At 42.3% G+C, this 19563-nt stretch carries 17 protein-coding genes; 14 read left to right on the top strand and 3 right to left on the bottom strand.

The window, feature by feature from the left end:
* Window positions 1–584: 584 nt before the first annotated feature.
* The 4 genes from tkt to fbaA all read left to right on the top strand — a co-directional run bounded on the left by tkt (window position 585) and on the right by fbaA (window position 6303).
* Window positions 585–2579 carry a transketolase gene (tkt, locus tag PR834_RS10085; protein ID WP_004905389.1) on the top strand — a complete coding sequence of 665 codons (1995 nt, stop codon included), beginning with the start codon at window positions 585–587 and terminating at the stop codon, window positions 2577–2579.
* A 312-nt stretch (window positions 2580–2891) separates the two neighbouring features.
* A complete protein-coding gene (epd, locus tag PR834_RS10080; RefSeq protein WP_272536626.1) occupies window positions 2892–3911 on the top strand; it encodes an erythrose-4-phosphate dehydrogenase in 1020 nt (339 codons plus the stop codon).
* A 92-nt stretch (window positions 3912–4003) separates the two neighbouring features.
* Complete coding sequence (gene pgk / locus PR834_RS10075) at window positions 4004–5167, top strand: phosphoglycerate kinase (protein ID WP_004905385.1); 1164 nt, start codon at window positions 4004–4006, stop codon at window positions 5165–5167.
* A 59-nt stretch (window positions 5168–5226) separates the two neighbouring features.
* Entirely contained in the window at window positions 5227–6303 is a 1077-nt protein-coding gene (gene fbaA, locus PR834_RS10070) for a class II fructose-bisphosphate aldolase (protein ID WP_094962157.1), read from the top strand.
* A gap of 65 nt (window positions 6304–6368) precedes the next feature.
* Here the strand turns inward: fbaA and PR834_RS10065 are convergent, their stop codons facing one another.
* Window positions 6369–7250 (bottom strand): LysR family transcriptional regulator, encoded by an 882-nt coding sequence (locus PR834_RS10065; RefSeq protein WP_110592383.1) that lies wholly within the window; start codon window positions 7248–7250, stop codon window positions 6369–6371.
* Window positions 7251–7531: 281 nt separating this feature from the next.
* Between PR834_RS10065 and PR834_RS10060 the strand changes: the two genes are divergently transcribed.
* Both PR834_RS10060 and PR834_RS10055 read left to right on the top strand, forming a co-directional pair.
* Window positions 7532–8752, top strand: a complete 1221-nt coding sequence (locus PR834_RS10060; protein WP_094962159.1) for a sodium/glutamate symporter — start codon at window positions 7532–7534, stop codon at window positions 8750–8752.
* A gap of 53 nt (window positions 8753–8805) precedes the next feature.
* Window positions 8806–9771 carry an agmatinase gene (locus tag PR834_RS10055; protein WP_094962160.1) on the top strand — a complete coding sequence of 322 codons (966 nt, stop codon included), beginning with the start codon at window positions 8806–8808 and terminating at the stop codon, window positions 9769–9771.
* 57 nt (window positions 9772–9828) lie between these two features.
* Here the strand turns inward: PR834_RS10055 and PR834_RS10050 are convergent, their stop codons facing one another.
* On the bottom strand, window positions 9829–10182 hold the full coding sequence (locus PR834_RS10050) for a nuclear transport factor 2 family protein (RefSeq protein ID WP_196725384.1): 354 nt from the start codon (window positions 10180–10182) through the stop codon (window positions 9829–9831).
* Window positions 10179–11036 carry a LysR substrate-binding domain-containing protein gene (locus tag PR834_RS10045; protein ID WP_262960660.1) on the bottom strand — a complete coding sequence of 286 codons (858 nt, stop codon included), beginning with the start codon at window positions 11034–11036 and terminating at the stop codon, window positions 10179–10181. The genes PR834_RS10050 and PR834_RS10045 overlap by 4 nt, the downstream gene beginning before the upstream one ends.
* 84 nt (window positions 11037–11120) lie before the next feature.
* Between PR834_RS10045 and PR834_RS10040 the strand changes: the two genes are divergently transcribed.
* The 8 genes from PR834_RS10040 (at window position 11121) to PR834_RS10005 (ending at window position 19552) form a co-directional block, all read left to right on the top strand.
* Complete coding sequence (locus PR834_RS10040) at window positions 11121–11807, top strand: ankyrin repeat domain-containing protein (RefSeq protein ID WP_004905375.1); 687 nt, start codon at window positions 11121–11123, stop codon at window positions 11805–11807.
* Complete coding sequence (locus tag PR834_RS10035; protein WP_272536625.1) at window positions 11807–12274, top strand: nucleoside deaminase; 468 nt, start codon at window positions 11807–11809, stop codon at window positions 12272–12274. The genes PR834_RS10040 and PR834_RS10035 overlap by 1 nt, the downstream gene beginning before the upstream one ends.
* A complete protein-coding gene (locus tag PR834_RS10030) occupies window positions 12271–13452 on the top strand; it encodes a cyanate transporter (protein ID WP_094962164.1) in 1182 nt (393 codons plus the stop codon). Before PR834_RS10035 ends, PR834_RS10030 begins: the two co-directional genes overlap by 4 nt.
* 96 nt (window positions 13453–13548) lie before the next feature.
* Window positions 13549–14418, top strand: a complete 870-nt coding sequence (locus PR834_RS10025) for a helix-turn-helix transcriptional regulator (RefSeq protein ID WP_181489340.1) — start codon at window positions 13549–13551, stop codon at window positions 14416–14418.
* Between the two features lie 107 nt (window positions 14419–14525).
* Complete coding sequence (locus PR834_RS10020; RefSeq protein ID WP_112307858.1) at window positions 14526–16664, top strand: TonB-dependent siderophore receptor; 2139 nt, start codon at window positions 14526–14528, stop codon at window positions 16662–16664.
* Window positions 16664–16915 carry a hypothetical protein gene (locus tag PR834_RS10015; protein WP_112307859.1) on the top strand — a complete coding sequence of 84 codons (252 nt, stop codon included), beginning with the start codon at window positions 16664–16666 and terminating at the stop codon, window positions 16913–16915. The genes PR834_RS10020 and PR834_RS10015 overlap by 1 nt, the downstream gene beginning before the upstream one ends.
* On the top strand, window positions 16912–18351 hold the full coding sequence (locus PR834_RS10010; RefSeq protein WP_272536624.1) for a PepSY-associated TM helix domain-containing protein: 1440 nt from the start codon (window positions 16912–16914) through the stop codon (window positions 18349–18351). Before PR834_RS10015 ends, PR834_RS10010 begins: the two co-directional genes overlap by 4 nt.
* Window positions 18329–19552 (top strand): RhtX/FptX family siderophore transporter, encoded by a 1224-nt coding sequence (locus tag PR834_RS10005; protein ID WP_262960656.1) that lies wholly within the window; start codon window positions 18329–18331, stop codon window positions 19550–19552. Before PR834_RS10010 ends, PR834_RS10005 begins: the two co-directional genes overlap by 23 nt.
* The last annotated feature ends 11 nt before the right edge of the window (window positions 19553–19563 follow it).

The following is a 19563-nucleotide window of genomic DNA, read 5'->3' as shown; positions in this document are numbered from 1 at the left end:
ATAGACCATTCTATAGGCTATAGGCAACTGCGATTAGCCAGTAATATTTATTGCTACTGTTTTTTCAATTCATGTTACTTCTATTTATTTCTAATCATTGGAAGGGTTGGGTATTTGACTTAACCTAAACAAAAATATTCGGGCATATTGAGGCTTTTTTTTGTCTAAAACTTTGCCAATTATCACTAATGTGGCAGCTAAATGCGCTAGATGCATAAATCACCTTGATCCCAGACACTGAACTCAGGTTTAATAAGGTTAGTCACTTGCGCAAAAATGTAAGCATTAAGGGATATTTTGCGCAATGGAATGGATTCAGCTTTGCGGCAGTTCAATTTATTAGCGATCTGCTGCCATGAACATAGCAAATATTGCGGTATGGGTAGAATTGGGTTACTTTCAATCGCTCTATTCGTGAAATGCTCAATTTGTTGTCGATGTGCTATGGCTCCTTAAAGTAGGGAACATATGGGATACATCGCTAAATTGATGTTTTCATGTTACAGCGAAATTAAAGTAGCACTATCCGTATTGCGTTGTAAAAATTGGTTTAAGTACGTTTTTATCCTACCTGGAGTATACTGATGACGACTCGTAAAACCCTTGCTAATGCTATCCGCTTTCTAAGTATGGATGCGGTTCAAAAAGCAAAATCAGGGCATCCTGGCGCGCCAATGGGCATGGCTGATATTGCTGAAGTACTGTGGCGTGACCATATGAATCATAACCCAGCTGACCCACACTGGGCAGATCGTGACCGTTTTGTACTGTCAAACGGCCATGGCTCAATGTTGATTTATAGCTTACTGCACCTCACTGGTTATGACTTATCTATTGAAGAGTTAAAAAATTTCCGCCAATTACACTCTAAAACACCGGGCCACCCAGAATATGGCTATACTCCAGGTGTTGAAACAACAACCGGTCCTTTAGGTCAAGGCATTGCAAATGCAGTGGGTTTTGCGATTGCAGAACGTACATTAGCAGCGCAATTTAACCGCCCTAACCATGACATTGTTGACCACCACACTTATGTGTTCATGGGTGATGGTTGTATGATGGAAGGTATCTCGCACGAAGCGTGTTCTTTAGCGGGTACACTGAAATTAAATAAACTGATCGCATTCTATGATGACAACGGTATCTCTATTGATGGTGAAGTTGAAGGTTGGTTTACTGACGATACCGCTGCACGTTTCGAATCTTACGGTTGGCATGTTATCCGTGATATCGACGGCCATGATGCATCACAGATCAACGCGGCAGTGAATGAAGCGAAAAGCCAAACTGATAAACCAACACTGATTATGTGTAAAACTATTATTGGTTTTGGTTCACCAAACAAAGCGGGTTCTGAGTCTGTTCACGGTGCGCCTTTAGGTGATGCTGAAATTGCAGCAACTCGTGAAGCTCTGGGGTGGAGCTACGGCCCATTCGAAATTCCTAAAGATATCTATGAAGCTTGGGATGCTCGTACTGCAGGTAAAGAAAAACAAAGCGCATGGGATAAAAAATTCGCCGCGTATGCAGCGCAATTCCCTGAACTAGCTGCGGAATTCACTCGTCGTATGAATGGTGAATTACCTGCTAACTTTGACGCGGATGCGAAACAATTTGTTGAAAATCTGCAACAAAACCCAGCAAATATCGCAAGCCGTAAAGCATCACAAAATGCATTAGAAGCATTTGGTAAAGTATTACCTGAATTTATGGGCGGTTCTGCGGACTTAGCGCCAAGTAACTTAACCATGTGGTCAGGCTCCAAAGCACTGAACGTTGACCCAGCGGGCAACTACATTCACTACGGTGTTCGTGAATTTGGTATGTCAGCTATCATGAACGGTATCGCGTTACATGGTGGTTTCATTCCTTACGGTGCGACATTCCTGATGTTCGTTGAATACGCACGTAATGCGGTTCGTATGGCAGCACTGATGAAAGTGCGTAGCATCTTTGTTTATACTCACGACTCTATTGGTCTGGGTGAAGATGGCCCAACTCACCAACCGGTTGAGCAACTGGCAAGTCTGCGTGTGACACCAAATGTCAGCACATGGCGCCCTTGTGACCAAGTTGAATCTGCTGTGGCGTGGAAATATGCTATCGAACGTAAAGATGGCCCAAGCGCATTAATCTTCTCTCGTCAAAATTTAGAGCAACAACCTCGTACTGCTGAGCAATTAGCCAATATTGAGAAAGGGGCTTACATTCTGAAAGATTGCGCAGGCACGCCTGAGTTAATCTTTATTGCGACAGGTTCTGAAGTGGAACTGGCCGTTAAAGCGGCTGAGCAATTAACATCAGAAGGCCGTAAGGTCCGTGTTGTTTCTATGCCATCAACCGATGCATTTGATAAACAAGATGCGGCATACCGCGAAGCTGTTTTACCTGCCAATGTGACAGCACGTGTTGCTATCGAAGCGGGTATTGCAGATTACTGGTTCAAGTACACTGGTTTAAACGGTGCTATCATCGGTATGCATACCTTTGGTGAATCTGCTCCTGCCGAAGTTCTGTTTAAAGAATTCGGTATTACAGTAGAGAAAGCGGTTGAAGCTGCTAAATCTTTACTGAAATAAAATAAGAAGGAATGAGTCCCGAATTTTGGTTCCCATTTCTAATTATCTTGCTGAACAACGCCTAGTGATAAGCTAGGCGTTGTTTTTTTGTGCACCAATATAGGATTTTCTATTGCGTTCTGTAAATATATCCCTTAATCTAACCTTAGATAAGCTGAACCGTTTCAGTCATGTATTGCTGAATGAAAATATTTTTTAAAAATGTCGGTTGAAGCACACTTTTGATGTTTGACAGCTAAAATGAGCAGTAGAGTTGGTGTGAGTCAGTTATCCTTAGCAACCGTGTGATTTTGCTCAGATACAAGGTGTAGAATGGCAATCAGGGTAGCAATAAACGGCTTTGGCCGCATTGGTCGAAGTGTTCTAAGAGCGTTGTATGAATCTGGCCGTCGGGCAGAGATTATCGTGGTGGCGGTTAACGAACTTGCTGAACCTGAAGGTATTGCGCATTTGCTGAAGTATGATTCCAGCCATGGGCGTTTTGCTTGGGATGTACGGCTTAACGGAACACTTTTACAAGTTGGTGATGATAATATTCGTTTATTTCATCAACGTGAGCTGCATGAGTTGCCTTGGAAAGAGCTGGGTATTGATGTCGTTTTAGATTGCAGTGGGGCTTATGGCTCACGGGATGATGGGTTACTGCATTTAGCGGCAGGGGCGAAAAAAGTGTTATTTTCTCACCCGGGTACTGACGACCTTGATGCCACTATCGTTTATGGTGTTAACCATGAAAGCCTAACCGCTCAAGACAAGATTGTTTCCAATGCTTCTTGTACCACCAATTGTATTATTCCAATTATTAAATTACTTGATGAGGCATTTTCGATTGAATCGGGGACAGTGACGACGATTCACGCGTCAATGAATGACCAACCCGTTATCGATGCCTATCATAAAGATTTACGCAGAACTCGCTCAGCGAGTCAGTCTATCATTCCTGTTGATACCAAATTAGCCGCAGGAATTACACGAATTTTTCCGAAATTTAAAGACCACTTTGAAGCCATTTCTGTTCGTGTACCGACGACGAATGTGACAGCGATTGATTTGAGTGTTACCGTACATGACGATGTTTGTGTTGAAAAAGTCAACCAACTACTGCGAAGCGCTGCACAAGGGCATTTTCGTGGTATAGTGGACTACACAGAATTACCGCTAGTCTCGATGGATTTCAATCATGATCCACACAGTGCTATTATTGATGGTACACAAACGCGAGTTAGTGGTAAGCATTTAATTAAAACCCTAGTTTGGTGTGATAACGAATGGGGGTTTGCTAACCGGATGCTAGATACAACATTAGCAATGGCAGCGACAGGTTTAAACTAATTGGCGACTGACAGACAGCAGGGCATGATAACTTTATTGTTTTGCACAGTCGCTGATGGAAACTTTATAGAGAATCAACGAGAGGATTCACCATGTCTGTAATTAAGATGACCGATTTAGACTTAGCGGGTAAACGCGTATTCATCCGTTCTGACTTAAACGTTCCTGTAAAAGATGGCAAAGTTACTTCTGATGCGCGTATTCGTGCTTCATTACCAACAATTGAAGCTGCTCTGAAACAAGGCGCTAAAGTCATGGTCACTTCTCACCTTGGTCGCCCGACCGAAGGCGAGTACAACGAAGAGTTTTCACTGCAACCTGTTGTTGACTATCTGGCCGATAAAATGGATTACCCAGTCCGTTTAGTTAAAGACTACCTTAACGGTGTTGACATCGAAGCTGGCGAGTTAGTTGTGCTGGAAAACGTTCGCTTTAATAAAGGCGAGAAAAAAGACGACGAAACGCTGTCAAAACAATATGCGGCATTGTGTGATGTTTATGTGATGGATGCGTTTGGTACGGCTCACCGTGCACAAGCGTCAACACATGGTGTTGCTAAATTCTCTCCAGTGGCTTGTGCTGGCCCACTACTGAGTGGTGAGTTAGAAGCATTAGGTAAAGCATTAGATAACCCAGCTCGCCCAATGGTTGCGATTGTTGGTGGTTCTAAAGTGTCAACTAAACTGACTGTATTAGATTCTCTATCTAAAATTGCAGACCAGTTAATTGTTGGTGGCGGTATTGCGAATACCTTTATCGCAGCGGAAGGCAACAATGTTGGTCGCTCATTATATGAAGCAGACTTAATCCCTGAAGCGAAAAAATTACTGGCAAACTGCCAAATTCCAGTACCGACTGATGTTCGCGTTGCAACTGAGTTCTCCGAAACTGCACCTGCAACTCTGAAAGCAAGTACTGAAATTAAAGACGACGAACAAATTCTGGATTTAGGTGACGAATCTGCACAGCGTTTGGCTGAGATCCTGAAAAATGCCAAAACCATTCTTTGGAATGGCCCAGTAGGCGTGTTTGAGTTCCCTAACTTCCGTAAAGGTACTGAGATCGTTGCAAAAGCGATTGCTGATAGCGACGCATTCTCTATCGCTGGTGGTGGTGACACCCTAGCGGCTATCGATTTATTCGACATTGCTGACAAAATTTCATATATCTCTACTGGTGGCGGTGCTTTCCTTGAGTTCGTTGAAGGCAAAAAGCTCCCTGCCGTTGTGATGCTAGAAGAACGTGCTAAAGCGTAATTAATTGTTCATACACAACAGGCAGCGTAGGCTGCCTGTTTACCACAGGACCTTTTCACATGTCTAAAATTTTTGATTTTGTTAAACCGGGTGTTCTTACTGGTGATGATGTACAGAAAGTTTTCGCAGTTGCTAAAGAAAATAACTTTGCATTGCCAGCGGTGAACTGTGTTGGTACGGATTCAATTAACGCCGTACTTGAAGCGGCCGCTAAAGTTCGTGCTCCAGTTATTGTTCAGTTTTCTAATGGCGGTGCTGCATTTATCGCAGGTAAAGGCCTGAAAGCTGAAGGCCAACAAGCTGCAATTTTAGGTGCGATCTCTGGTGCTTATCATGTACACCAAATGGCTGAGCACTATGGTGTTCCTGTTATTCTGCATACTGACCACTGTGCGAAGAAATTACTGCCATGGATCGATGGCCTGTTAGATGCAGGTGAAAAACACTACGCAAAAACCGGTAAACCACTGTTCTCTTCTCACATGATTGACCTGTCAGAAGAAACACTGGAAGAAAACATCGAAATCTGTGCTAAATATTTAGCGCGTATGGCTAAAATCGATATGACTCTGGAAATCGAACTAGGCTGTACTGGTGGTGAAGAAGACGGTGTTGATAACACAGGTATGGACAGTTCTGAGCTGTATACTCAACCAGAAGATGTTGCATATGCATACGAAAAACTGAATGCAGTAAGCCCGCGTTTCACTATCGCGGCTTCTTTCGGTAACGTTCACGGTGTTTATAAACCAGGTAACGTTCAGTTAACGCCAAAAATCCTGCGTAATTCACAAGACTACGTTTCAGAAAAATATAACCTGCCACACAACAGCTTAGACTTCGTATTCCACGGTGGTTCTGGCTCAAGTGCTGCTGAAATCAAAGAAGCAGTTAGCTACGGTGTTATCAAAATGAACATCGATACTGATACTCAGTGGGCAACTTGGGATGGTATTTTACAGTACTACAAAAAGAACGAAGGCTATCTGCAAGGTCAGTTAGGTAACCCAGAAGGTGCGGATAAACCTAACAAAAAATACTATGACCCACGTGTGTGGCTGCGTAAAGCACAAGATTCAATGGTTGTTCGTTTAGAACAAGCATTCAAAGAACTGAACTGTGTTGATGTACTGTAATTAACGCGCATTAAGTTTTTTGTGATTAATCCCCTAGTAAGGTAACTTGCTGGGGGATTTTTTGATCATGTAGATACTGGTGCTTTACTTAATTGTGAAAGTAGTTTTAAAAACAGCGCTTCACTTTGTGTTAGCGGTTTACTCGCCTCGGTGATTGCACATATGCGGTTATGAAAGACAGGGGAGTCGCTCATTTCTATGAGTGAATGGCGGAAATTAATATGTGAGGCATAGTTTTCCGGTAAAATACCCACATAGTGGCCTGAAGCGATAAAGGTAGCTACAGCCTCAAGGCCAGCGGCTTCAGGGCCTCGGCTAAATTCACCCGATGCTAAAATACTTTCAGTGAATGGGTGTGGCCGATAAACTAATGCTAGATTATGTTTGTTGTTGGCGGTATTGGCAGAAACATAAAGTTTATGGTTTTCTATAAATAAGAATTGATAATTATAACGGTTATTTTCGTGATATTGCCCGCGAATACCGATTTGAATTGTTCTGTCACTAAGCGCTTTATTTAATTGATTATGGTTGAGGATGCTTAGCTCTAATTTAACATTAGGCGCCTCTTGGGTAAATTGAGCAATAGTGGCTGATAGATGACAGAGTGGATCCGTTAATATATGTTCAATAACACCAATAACTAATGTTCCAGATAAAATCCCATGGCGTTCATCGACTTCAGTTTTGATATTATCTAATGCTTTCAAAGCAGTATTGGCTTTTTCGATAACAAATAAACCTGACTCAGTTAGCTTAAAACCAGAAGGGCCTCTTTCACACAATTGGACACCGAGTTTTTCTTCAATTTCACGGATATGGCGGCTTATTGATGCTTTTGACATATTTAGTTTTTTTTCTGCAATGGTAAAGCCACCAGCTTCTGCAACGGAAGTAAAAACACGTAATGATTTTAAGTCTTTTTCAGTTAATTTTTTATTATGCATATTTATACCTATTACGTGAAATCAATCACTAAATGCTAATCTATCTTATTTTTTATTGGGATACAAATAGCATAATTAATACTATTTTATTTTAATTATTAAAATTGTTTTTATTTATATAAAAGGTTTCATTTTATGAAACCATAGGATCAAAAATATCACTTTTATTCCTAGCGGATACGTATATCTTAAAGTTGTAGTTGTTAATAAATTATTACCAAAGTAGCGCCACAAAATAATAATTAATCCAAATATATATAAATACAAAAGGATTCTAATTTATGGTCACAGATGAATTGTTAACAATAAAATTAGATATGATTACATTTACAGCATTAGGGGCCTTATTATTAATTGCTAGTAATGTAATCATAAAGAAATTTCCATTTTTTATGAAATATTCAATTCCTAGTCCGGTGATCGGCGGGTTTATGTTTTCTATTGTAATGTGGTTAGCTTATCAATTTAATATTGTTGAGCTTAATTTTGATAACACATTATATGACTTATCGATGTATATATTTTTCGTCACAATAGGTTTAATGACAGGTGTTAAATTATTAGTGAGTGGTGGAAAAATATTGCTAATTTATATGGTGATTTGCTGGGGGCTGGCATTTATGCAAAATGGCGTCAGCATTGGTTTATCATATGTTTTAGATATTGAGCCACTAGTTGCTATGATGGCAGGCCAAGCCTCGATGCAAGGTGGTCATGGTATGGCGGCATCTTTAGCACCGCTGATTGAGTCCTTTGGTCACGACCAAGCCCTGAATGTTGGGTTAGCGGCTTCGACTTTTGGTTTGATTGCAGGGTCAATTCTAGGAGGGCCTGTTGGGAACTGGTTGATCCAAAGAAATAAATTAAAAATTGAAACTGACCATGTTGATTTGGAAAATTTAGCGGAAAGTAACGATACCGAAGATAAAATTACGGCTCAACAATGTATTATTACAGGAGCAGTTATTTTAAGCATACTCGCTATCGGAATGCCGACAGCAAAATGGATAAGTACAATAACAGGGTTTACTATTCCTGGACATATTTTTAGTTTGTTTGTTGGTGTTATATTTCATTCGATCAATGAAAGAAAACCAATAATTAAAATATCTCGCAATACAGTAGTATTAATTTCTACTTTATCACTAGAAATGTTTTTAGTGATGGCTATGATGAAATTAAAACTTTGGGAACTATATGAGTTAGCATTACCACTAACGATTATATTAATATCTCAGGTCATTACAACAATATTAGTTGCCATATTTGTTGTTTATCGCGCATTAGGTAAAAACTATGATGCTGCTGTTATGTCCGCTGGTTTTATTGGACATGGTTTAGGTGCAACACCAAATGGCTTAGTGGTTATGGACGCTATTTGTAATAAATATGGTTTATTTTCACGAAAGGCATTCATTATTATACCAATCGCCGGAACAGTATTAACGGATATTGTTGGTGTCCCTCTATTTGTATTCCTAGCTAACACATTTGGTGGCTAAGAAATAAAAAACAACAAAAGAAAGAAAACTAAATCTAAGAAGGAATAGTTTGTATGAAAAAATTAACGACACCCCCACATGTTGGCCATAAAACATTTTTATATTCAGAATTAGTGACTGAATTGACCAACATTGAAGCGGATATTGCCATACTAGGGATGCCATTTAGTTCAGCTTATAGTGCTCATGCATTTACTAACGACCAATCTCGTGCTCCACAATATTTACGTGATATGAGTGACCGAATTGTTAGGCATCCAGATCATTATGATTTTGATATTGATGGGCCACTACTCCAAGGCCGTAAAGATATTAAATTTGTTGACTGTGGTGATGTTATTCCTGATTTATCAAAGCCTTTGGGGGAGCACCATCAGCGTGCAGCTGAGGCAATTCGACAGTTATTAAGAGCTAAAGCACTTCCCATTGTTTTAGGGGGCGATCATGGGATCACAACGCCTATTTTGCAGGGATTTGATGAAGTCGGGCCAATTACACTTGTGCATATTGATGCACATTTAGATTGGCGTGAAGAGGTTAATGGGGTGGATACCGGCCTTTCAAGCCCGATCCGCCGCGCTTCTGAAATGAAGCATATAGGTGAAATTTTCCAAATTGGTTTACGTGCACAAGGTAGCGGACGCCCTGCGGATTACCAAGCGGCTAAAGACCATGGTGCGCATGTTATTCCTGCCTATGAACTGCATGAGGTTGGCATGCAAGCCATTTTAGACCGCATTCCAGATAATTCGAACTACTATATTAGTATTGATGCCGATGGTATTGACCCGAGTATCATGCCTGGAGTTGATGGCCCGGCTCCTGGTGGGGTGACTTATTTGCAAGCTCGTAGCCTAATTCACGGTTTAGTGAAAAAAGGTCGCGTTGTTGGTATGGATATCGTTGAAATTACACCCGCAAAAGATATTCCCTCTAAGCTAACTGGGGTGACTGCTGGGCGTTTTGTTGTGAATTTAATTGGAGCATCCATTCGCGCAGGGTATTTTAATAAGAAATAACGCAGCCAATTAATGTTGTGCTAACAATAAAGTGGGAGATACATTTCCACTTTATTGTTAATTTGCAGGTGTCCCTTGATGAAACCTTAATTGCCATTGGTTTGCTGAATTTTTTAGCCAAATAGATGAGCGGTTAGTTAGCTTGGTTTTACCCCCATCTTGTTGTTCAAAACTGATATAAGTCATTAACACCGTATTATCACTCAATTGCGAGCAGTGGAAGTTTTCGGCGTAAATCGTTTTAGCTGTTTCATTAGCCAATGACGCTAAGGTATCGAGTTTATCGGTTGAAAAGCCAGAACGACCAAATTCAAAAAAATCCTCATGTAATATCTCGCGAAGAAAATTGCTATTCTGTCGGTTAGTACTGTTATGTAATTTTTTTTCTAATTCAATCAGTTTATTTATCACTCGCGTTCCCCCAATTGTTGTGCCAGTTTCTTGGCGAGTTGCGTAATGATATCCGAGGTATTAGCATGGAAATGCATGGCAATTTCTATTTCTTGAGCAGCTGGGAAACCTTCTTCTTCTGTTAAAATTCGATGTTGAGGAAGTTTTGCTCGTAAAGGTAATAAACTAACACCTAACCCATCTGCGATAGCACTTTGAATACCTGCAAGGCTAGAACAAGTATAAGTTATGTGCCAAGGGCGCTGTTCACTATCTAATAATTTGAACATATCATTACGGTAGAGACCGTTTTCAGGAAAAACCACCAAAGGTACTGAATCATTACTTAAACGTTTATATTGGTTGCTTGTTAGCCAGCACAAAGGTTCCGGCCAATGGTAATCACTTTTAAATTCCCCTTTTTTCTGTTTCACAATAATTAAATCTAATTCGCCATGTTGGTAGCGCTGATGAAGTTGTCGGCTTAGGCCACTCGTGACTTCTAACCGCACATTGGGGTTAGCTTGCATAAATGCGGCCAGTGTCGGCGTGACTTGGCCAGAAGCGAGGTCTTCAGGAAAACCGAGCCGAATAGTTTGAATGACGGCATTGCCAGTGATTTTCATAAAGAAGGTATCATTGAGCGCCAATATATTTTTTGCATAACTCAACAAAACTTCACCAGTTTCGGTTAAGGTTAGTATGCGGTGCCCTCGGACAAATAAAGGCTGACCGACTAAAGCTTCTAGCCGTTGAATTTGCTGGCTCAATGTTGATTGTGTTGAATTTAAATGCTGTGAAGCCACGGTGAAATTCCCTGTTTCAGCAACAGTGACAAAGGTTTTTAACAAAACAAGATTGAGCAATGGATTCATTTTATAAATACCAATCATTTAGTTATTTAATTTTTAAATAGCATACTTTTTCAGTAGATTAAAGGGTCATAGGGGAGATTAATCATGAAAACATTCTTTTTACGTGCAAAATGGTTGGTTCACTTAGCTAGCATTCTTATGATTTCATTGATATTTATGGGGAAAGGTATGGCAAACCCACAAGCTAACTCTTTGGTATCATTGGCTGAGCAAGGTAACTTACAAGGTGTTAAGTCCTTAGTTGAGCAAGGTGTGGATATTGAACAGCGCGATTCACGCCAACGTACTGCGTTGATGGCGGCAACCCATGAAAACCATCTTGAAGTTGCCCGTTTTTTGATTGAGCAAGGTGCGGACGTTAATGCACGGGATAATATGCAAGATTCCCCTTATTTGTACGCAGGGGCGCGTGGTTTGCAAGAGATACTAATATTGACTCTACAACATGGCGCTGATTTAAAAAGTACCAATCGCTACGGGGGAACTGCTTTGATCCCTGCGGCAGAACGTGGACATGTTGCAACGGTTAAAACCTTGATTGATGCGGGTGTTGATGTCAATCATGTTAATCGATTGGGTTGGACGGCACTAATTGAAGCGATTATTTTGGGTGATGGTAGCGATAAGTATGCACAAATTGTCACTGAATTAATCAAAGGTGGCGCAGATGTTAACTTAGCTGATGGTTCGGGGATATCACCGCTGACGTTGGCAAAAAGTAAAGGTTACCGTAACTTGATTGAAATTCTTGAGAATTCAGGAGCGAAATAATGTCGGATACGCAATTTTTACAACAAGCTATCAACTTAGCAATGGAAAACGTGCGAGCTGGCGGGCGGCCTTTTGGCGCAATTGTTGTCTGTGATGGGCAAGTTGTTGCGAGTGGCGTTAATCAAATACTTGAGCTCAATGACCCAACCGCCCATGCGGAGCTGATGGCATTGCGTCAAGCAGGGCAAAAATTAAGCCGCGTGAAATTAGATGACTGTGTGGTTTATGCAAGTGGGCAGCCTTGCCCGATGTGCTTGGCCGCGATGCGAATGGCGGGTATCTCTCGGGTCGTCTACGCCTATTCAAATGATGATGCCGCACCTTTTGGGCTTTCTACGGATGCGATTGCAAAAGCGCTGAGGGTCATTCCTGAGCAGCAATCAGGTTTACGGTTTGAGCAACTAAAACCCAATGATGAAACGCGCAGTACACTGTACCAACAGTGGTGGGAACGGCAATCTAAATGAGTAAAGCGGCACCATCTTCGCTGGCGTTAGTACTGACCATTGTTTTAGTCGGGGTGAACTTACGCCCCTTTATGACGGGCCCAGGGCCTGTTATCGACAATATCATTCAAACGACAGGGATGAGTTATCAAAGCATTTCGCTTTTAACATTGTTACCCATGTTATTGATGGGGGTTGGCGCATTGGTTGTACCAATGCTAAACCAACGAATAGGTGAACGTGCGGGTATCAGTAGCGCAATGCTATTACTGCTGGTCGGTTCACTCGCTCGTTACTTTGTGGTTGATGGTGCAGCTTTATTATTAACCGCTTTTTTATGTGGAGTGGGTGCGGCTTATATCCAGTCGGTATTTCCAGGGCTCATCAAAGCGAATTTCCCCCAAAAAATGGCGATGATGACAGGGTTATATTCAGCCACGTTAATGGCGGGGGGAGCTATCGGCGCACAGCTCACCCCGTTGGTTGAGAAAATAACAGGCCATTGGCAGAGTGCCTTAGCGTGGCTTGCTTTCCCTGCTTTGTTGGCGCTGTTGGCGATTTGGGCGAATGTACACACGGAGCGGGGCTCAAAAGCAGATCGGGTCTCAGTATTGACATTCTTACGCAAGCCGAGAGCATGGTTGTTGATGGCAGGCTTTGGGCTGATTAATGCAGGATATGGCACTGTAGTGACTTGGCTAGCGCCTTTTTTCCAAGAACAGGGAATGAGTGCTGCACAAAGTGGCACTTTTGTTGCCATATTAACGGTGTTTCAGGCGTTATCTGCACTCATGATCCCCGTGTTTGCTTCGCATAATATTGATCGTCGTTTTTGGCTGATTGTCACGCTCAGTTGCCAAGCTCTTGGTTTTTCTGGGTTGATGCTGTTTGCCAGCGATGTGCCACTTTTATGGGTCGCGTTATTAGGTATGGGGCTAGGCGGCTGCTTTGCATTAAGTATTATTACTGCTTTAGATCATTTGCCTCATCCCGTTAGCGCAGGCGCATTGACTTCGTTGATGCAGGCTGGAGGATTTATTATTGCAGCCTTTGGGCCATTATGCGCCGCGTGGATACAGCAATTGAGCCAGAGTTTTACATGGGTATGGGCAATGCATGTGATTTTTGTATTAGTAACATTGATTCTTTATTTGCGTTTGAACCCTAAAAGCTACAGTCAAATCTTCAATTTAAAATAATTAATTTCCTCTTTATTTATTGCGAATGATAATTATTGTTATCTTGGTGTTTTTTTGTCACTATACTGTTTATTTATTCGTCTAGGTAAGAGCCCTATGCAGCAGCGTATCGAAGATAAATTCACACAAGCGCATTCAGCCCGTGAAGAACACTCTGTTGGTGAGTTTATCCGGATCCGTCGCGGTGAGTTTCTGATTAACCGTGATTTAGGTATTGAAGAAGAGCAAGCCGCTGGGCTAAAAATTGTGGCTATCCATCAAGGGGCGATGGGCTGCCGTAGTAGTGCGGGACAAAATGTGGAGATCAATTCACCTTCTTTGATTTTATCGGGCAGCCAGAAAAATTATCTATTGAATAATCAATTTTATGGCCAACAAACCATGAAATACACCATGATTGATATCTCTCCTGAATGGTTAGAGGCTCAACAATTAAGTTTACCTGATACGTGCTATCACCCTAGCGCCCCAAAGCTATTACAGTTGGTTATTCCTCCTAATATACTCGCAATCACTCATCAATTATTTGCTTGCCCAACTCATTCGTCATTACGTCATCTATATTTAAGTGCTAAAGTGTCAGAAATTACGGCATTATGCTTACATCATTCATTATCTAGTGCGAACTCGGCGGTTATAGGCACATTACGGCAGCGAGATATTGATAGCCTGCACATGGCAAAAACGATATTGATTCAGGAAATGGAATCTCCGCCCAGTTTAGATGAGCTGGCGAAACGACTAGGGATCAATACCCGTAAACTTACCCAAGGCTTCCGTCAATTATTCGGTAATAGTATTTATGGCTGGTTGCAGGAGTACCGCTTAGAAACAGCTTTTCAACTGCTGAGTATGAATGATGCGAATATCTCAACAGTGGCTTACCAAGTCGGCTATACCCCCGCTCATTTCTCCGTTGCATTTCGCAAGCGCTTTGGTATCTCCCCGAATCAACTCAAAAAATAACAGCCGACTGCCGGATAACGATAGACAAATTCCGGCGGTCGAAAGTAACCCATCACATTAATTGCTAAATTGATAACAATTATCATTTAACTTTTTTAGGGTGGAAAATGCTGTCCGTTTATAACATTAAGTCACGCGGAATATTCCGCTTAACACCTTGTGCCCTTTTGTGTGCAACAGTGAGTTGGTCTGCGATGGTGAGTGCAGAACCCGTGCAGCCGAAACAGGATGTTATACAAGTGACCGCATCCTCAGATATGGATGATGACTATGTTGCACCGGGCGTGACGACACTTGGAAAAATGGCACTCAAGCCGCGAGAAGTGGCGCAATCTGTTAGCGTGATTGATAGAGAGCAAATTGAAAAACAAAACCTACAAACCCTTGATGATGTAATGCAACGTGCAACAGGGGTAACCAGCGCGCCTTATGTGAAGTTAACCACCGCTTATTATGTTCGTGGTTTCCAGATTGACTCATTTGAAATTGATGGTGTACCTGCGTTATTAGGGAATATGGCGAGCTCACCTCAAGATATGGCGGTATACGAGCGGGTCGAAATTCTACGAGGCTCGAATGGCCTATTGCATGGTATGGGAAACCCCGCGGCAACCGTCAATATGGTTCGCAAACATGCGCCAAAAAAAAATATGGCTAAGTTGAGTTTAAGTGCAGGAAGTTGGGACCGTTATCGCGGGGAAGTGGATGTTGGAGGGCTACTCAATCAGTCTGGTTCAGTGCGCGGACGGTTTGTCATGGCGTGGGAAGATAAAGATTATTTTTATGATGTTTCTGACCAGCAAACACGCTTGATGTACGGTACTGTCGATATCGATGTTACCCCTGATACGTTACTGCGTATGGGCGCACAGTTCCAAACGATTGATTCTGTCACCAATATGGCGGGTGTTCCTTTCGGTAAAGATGGCAGTGATTTACATCTACCGCGTAAAACGTATTTAGATGTGGATTGGGATCGCTTCAAGTGGGATACATCCCGCTCATTTGCGGGGATTGAACATAAAATCAATGATAATTGGCAATATAAGCTTAACGCAGAGTATCAACATGTAAATGCTCGATTACTATATGCAGGAGCATGGGGAAATATTGATCCAGTCACGGGTGACGGTGCGATGCTAATGGGAGGCGCGTATAAATTCCGTAACGAGCAAACCAGTTTAGATACCAGTTTAAACGGCAAAGTGGACGCGTGGGGGTTAACCCATGATGTGGTTGTTGGTGCGAGTTACTCACATGCCAGTGAAAAGCAATATAGCGCAGATTTAGACCCCGCTTTAAATGTACCCGTGAATGTGTATCGTTGGAACCCTCACAGCGTGCCGAAACCGAGTATTGGCACTTATAGTTCAGCAGGGCCAACCAAGACAACTCAAAAAGGTTTATACGGGATGGGGCGTATCAAAGTGATCGAACCTGTCACGGTTATTGCGGGGCTACGTGATAGCTGGTGGGATGTCAAAACGCCAACGGCAAACTTCACGGAAAATGGCCGTCTTACCCCCTATGGTGGCGTGATTTGGGATTTTAACCCTCAATGGTCATGGTATAGCAGCTATTCAACGGTCTATCAGCCGCAAACAGGGAAAACGTGGAGCGGGAAAATGCTCAAGCCTGTTGAAGGGCAAACTCTTGAAACGGGTGTCAAAGGTGCGTTATTCAATGGCGGATTAAACTTATCAGGTGCTATTTACCAAATCGATATCAAAAATAACCCACAAATTGACCCTGCGCACCCAACGGGGGGCTTTAATAACTATTTCATTAGTGGTGGTAAAGTCCGTAGTCAAGGCTTTGAACTTGAAGGCATTGGCTATCTGACTCCATTTTGGGATGTATCTGTGGGTTATACCTATACGGATACGAAATACCGTGATGACAGCCAGCACCAAGGGGAATCTTACAACACCTTAACCCCTCGCCATATGTTGCGGGTATGGTCTAACTATGATTTACCGTGGGATGAGCGTAAATGGAGTTTGGGCGGCGGTATGCAAGCTCAGAGTGCATACAGCACAAGTAACGGTAATGTGACTTTACGCCAAGGTGGATATGCCATTTTTAATGCCCGTTTAGGCTATCAAATCGATGAAACATGGACGGCTGCCGTTAACGTTAATAACGTGTTCGACCGTCGTTATTACTCAGGGTTGTTCTCTCCTCAATGGAATAACCGCTATGGTGACCCACGTAATGTGATGTTTACATTGAAGGCTGATTTCTAATGAAATTAGTCAGTTGCCTAGCAGTTATTGGCACTTTGTTCAGTGGAATCGTGCTATCGATGTTGATAGCACGTTTTTATCCATCAGCAGAGCCCCTCGAACGCTTATATGGTGCGATATTTCTAAGTGTTATCACCTCAATGGGGTTATTGGTTTATAACCTCAGCGCATCAAATTGGCGGCAAATATTAGTACGCAGCTATAGCTGGTGGCCATTGCCGCTTTTTTTAATGATGAGGGGATGGATATGAAGAATAAACGATCTCTTTCCCTCACTCGTCGTTTCGACCAATTACATCGCAGTGCGGGGGCGCTATTTGGTGTTTTTTTGTTTGTGATCCTATTTACAGGGTGTTGGAGCTTAGGCAGTGATGCGTTGAGATTATGGGGTAACAAAGAGCCACTTTCAGGTGAGTTACTACCACTTGAACAGCTCCTTGCATTGCAACCAAGTGCAACCATGATCCAATTGCCTGAACAACATAACCCAGTGATCACTTTTTGCCAGAGTCAGGGAAGTTGTGAGCTAAGCTATAGCGCGATTAACGGTAAATCGGTGGCATTAGACTGCCCCACAATATGGCTAGTGACATTACATAAAAACTTATTTATAGACTTTCCTGGGCGTATTTTTATTAGTTTATTTGGTTTTGCATTAGCTGTGTTATTAATCACAGGGCTAGTAATTCAACGCCGTAGAATAGCCGCAATGGTGCATTTACCTCGCATCACACACTTGAAAGTATTGCTTCACGATTTACATAGCTGGCTTGGCCTATGGTGTTATCCGTGGTTGGTTTTATTTGCGTTTACCGGCGCGTTATCGGGGCTAGGGGCGCTCGGAACCGTTTCCCTCGGTGAAAGGGCGGCACCGGATAATCCACAAATTATCATGAAAGCTCTGATGGGGGAGTTTGAGCCACTAAAAACACCCGTACCTGTGGCTGAAAGCTCAATCACTGCGGCAGTCAGCGCATTACAGCAAACAGTCCCTAGCTTTATACCTCAAACTTTGTTCAAGCAAGGTGAAATGTGGGTGATTGGTGGTGTGCGTAATGGGCAGTTATCTACTTCTAATTTCGAACAATATCAATTTGATAGTAAAAAACGCCAGTTAGTTGCAGTGCGGGATTCTGCAATGCAAGGTATTTGGACTCGTGCTTTTATTGCCATCCAACCCTTGCATTATGGGCAATATCAATGGCTACCTAAAATAAGTAACACATTGAGTTATCTGCATTTTATCGCGGGCTTGAGTGGGCTGATATTGATTTCTGTTGGCCTAGCTATGTGGTGTTGGAAAAGAAATCATAGCCTAGCGGCAAGGTTCATTGTGGGCAGTTGTGGGGGATTGCTGTTGTCCGCATGTGCACTATTAGCGGCAGTGCCATGGTTCACTTCATTGTTACCAATACATTTTTTTATCGGCTGGGGGATAGCATGTACTGCGAGTCTACTTTGCAAAAATGCACAGTTTAGCTTGATGGCATGCCTTTTTTTCTCTGCCATCTTGCTGCTATTCGCATTTATCGCCTCTTACCTGTTTGGTTCGTTGCCTTTTTCTCGTATCAATCTCGTTTTGTTATGTGGCGGAATAGGGCTGCTATTTATTTTATTTGGTTATCGAAAATTGTCAGGCACAGCAAAAGGTGCGCGGAGTGAGTATGAAAGATCTATTACAAAATAAACAGTTAGTGGTGACGTTGGGGTTACTTTATCTTGCGCAAGGGATACCGGTGGGGATAGCAATGGATGCGTTGCCTACCTTTTTACGCCATGACGGAGGGGAACTGAAAGCATTAGCTTTTTTGCCATTAGTCGGTTTGCCATGGGTGGTAAAATTTTTATGGGCTTCGTTTGTTGATAACCATTGGGGGAAACGTTTAGGTCGTCGTAAAAGTTGGATTATTCCAATGCAAATTATTGTCACGGTAACGATGTTTGCGTTAAGTACCATCGGGCTATCGGTTGCGAATGCTTTCCCCTGTATTGTCTTGTTGTTTGTGGCTTCACTTGCTAGTGCTACCCAAGATATTGCAACAGATGGCATGGCTGCTGAGCAAGTTAGTGGCACAATGTTATCAAAAATTAATGCGGTGCAGATAGCTGGGGTGATGGCGGGTTTTTTTATTGGCGGTGCAGGGTTGATGATCATGAGTGAAAGTTTAGGTCAGCAGCTTGCCTTAGGGGTTTTAGCTTGTGTACCGTTACTCAGTTTATTGTTTATTAGTGTCTGCCCATTAAAAACACCATCAATAACACAGGAAATGAACGAGAAAGCGAGTCTATTAAAAACAGTAAAACGTCGTGGTGCTCCGCGTTTACTGTTATTAACTTTACTTTCTGCGGTAACGGCTGTTTCCGGTTTTGGTTTAGCCAAACTATTCTTAAATGATGCTGGTTGGTCATTAGCGCAAATTGGTAAAATGGGCATGGCTGGTGGCATGGTCACATTAGTACTGGGTTGTGGCGGTGGGGCGTGGTTAATCGGTAAAACCGGTGTGTGGCGTGCTTTCTCATTTGGTCTATTATTTGCTTTACTCTCTTCATTATTGTGGTTGTTACAATCCTTTAGTGGCGTGTCAATTAGCTTAGTGGCACTTTGTATTACATTTGGTTCATTATCTGCGGGGATCACATCAGTCGCGATAATGACGGCGGGAATGCAATTTGCATCACGCTATCAGCAAGCGGGTACTGACATGACCGCAGTACAAAGTACGCGGGATATTGGCGAATTAGTCAGTTCGATGATGCTTGTTGGTTTAACGGCAGCGGTAGGTTATTCAGGTGGGTTTATATTAGGGGCATTAATTGCCTTTATAGCGTTGCTAGTGACATTTTCACATTACCGTTATGTGAAAAGATTAGAAGCAGAGCAAGTTTAATATAAATAGAG

Origin of the sequence: Providencia sp. PROV182 (assembly GCF_028480325.1) — a bacterium.
In the GTDB taxonomy this organism is placed as follows: Bacteria; Pseudomonadota; Gammaproteobacteria; order Enterobacterales; family Enterobacteriaceae; genus Providencia; species Providencia hangzhouensis.
The sequence above is the reverse complement of the archived record's forward strand: the minus strand, read 5'-3'. Positions and strand labels throughout refer to the sequence as shown.

Excerpts from the sequence above, each read along its gene's own strand:
- tkt (WP_004905389.1), top strand. The coding sequence starts at position 585 with ATGACGACTCGTAAAACCCTTGCTAATGCTATCCGCTTTCTAAGTATG.
- epd (WP_272536626.1), top strand. The coding sequence starts at position 2,892 with ATGGCAATCAGGGTAGCAATAAACGGCTTTGGCCGCATTGGTCGAAGT.
- pgk (WP_004905385.1), top strand. The coding sequence starts at position 4,004 with ATGTCTGTAATTAAGATGACCGATTTAGACTTAGCGGGTAAACGCGTA.
- fbaA (WP_094962157.1), top strand. The coding sequence starts at position 5,227 with ATGTCTAAAATTTTTGATTTTGTTAAACCGGGTGTTCTTACTGGTGAT.
- PR834_RS10065 (WP_110592383.1), bottom strand. The coding sequence starts at position 7,250 with ATGCATAATAAAAAATTAACTGAAAAAGACTTAAAATCATTACGTGTT.
- PR834_RS10060 (WP_094962159.1), top strand. The coding sequence starts at position 7,532 with ATGGTCACAGATGAATTGTTAACAATAAAATTAGATATGATTACATTT.
- PR834_RS10055 (WP_094962160.1), top strand. The coding sequence starts at position 8,806 with ATGAAAAAATTAACGACACCCCCACATGTTGGCCATAAAACATTTTTA.
- PR834_RS10045 (WP_262960660.1), bottom strand. The coding sequence starts at position 11,036 with ATGAATCCATTGCTCAATCTTGTTTTGTTAAAAACCTTTGTCACTGTT.
- PR834_RS10040 (WP_004905375.1), top strand. The coding sequence starts at position 11,121 with ATGAAAACATTCTTTTTACGTGCAAAATGGTTGGTTCACTTAGCTAGC.
- PR834_RS10035 (WP_272536625.1), top strand. The coding sequence starts at position 11,807 with ATGTCGGATACGCAATTTTTACAACAAGCTATCAACTTAGCAATGGAA.
- PR834_RS10030 (WP_094962164.1), top strand. The coding sequence starts at position 12,271 with ATGAGTAAAGCGGCACCATCTTCGCTGGCGTTAGTACTGACCATTGTT.
- PR834_RS10025 (WP_181489340.1), top strand. The coding sequence starts at position 13,549 with ATGCAGCAGCGTATCGAAGATAAATTCACACAAGCGCATTCAGCCCGT.
- PR834_RS10020 (WP_112307858.1), top strand. The coding sequence starts at position 14,526 with ATGCTGTCCGTTTATAACATTAAGTCACGCGGAATATTCCGCTTAACA.
- PR834_RS10015 (WP_112307859.1), top strand. The coding sequence starts at position 16,664 with ATGAAATTAGTCAGTTGCCTAGCAGTTATTGGCACTTTGTTCAGTGGA.
- PR834_RS10010 (WP_272536624.1), top strand. The coding sequence starts at position 16,912 with ATGAAGAATAAACGATCTCTTTCCCTCACTCGTCGTTTCGACCAATTA.
- PR834_RS10005 (WP_262960656.1), top strand. The coding sequence starts at position 18,329 with ATGAAAGATCTATTACAAAATAAACAGTTAGTGGTGACGTTGGGGTTA.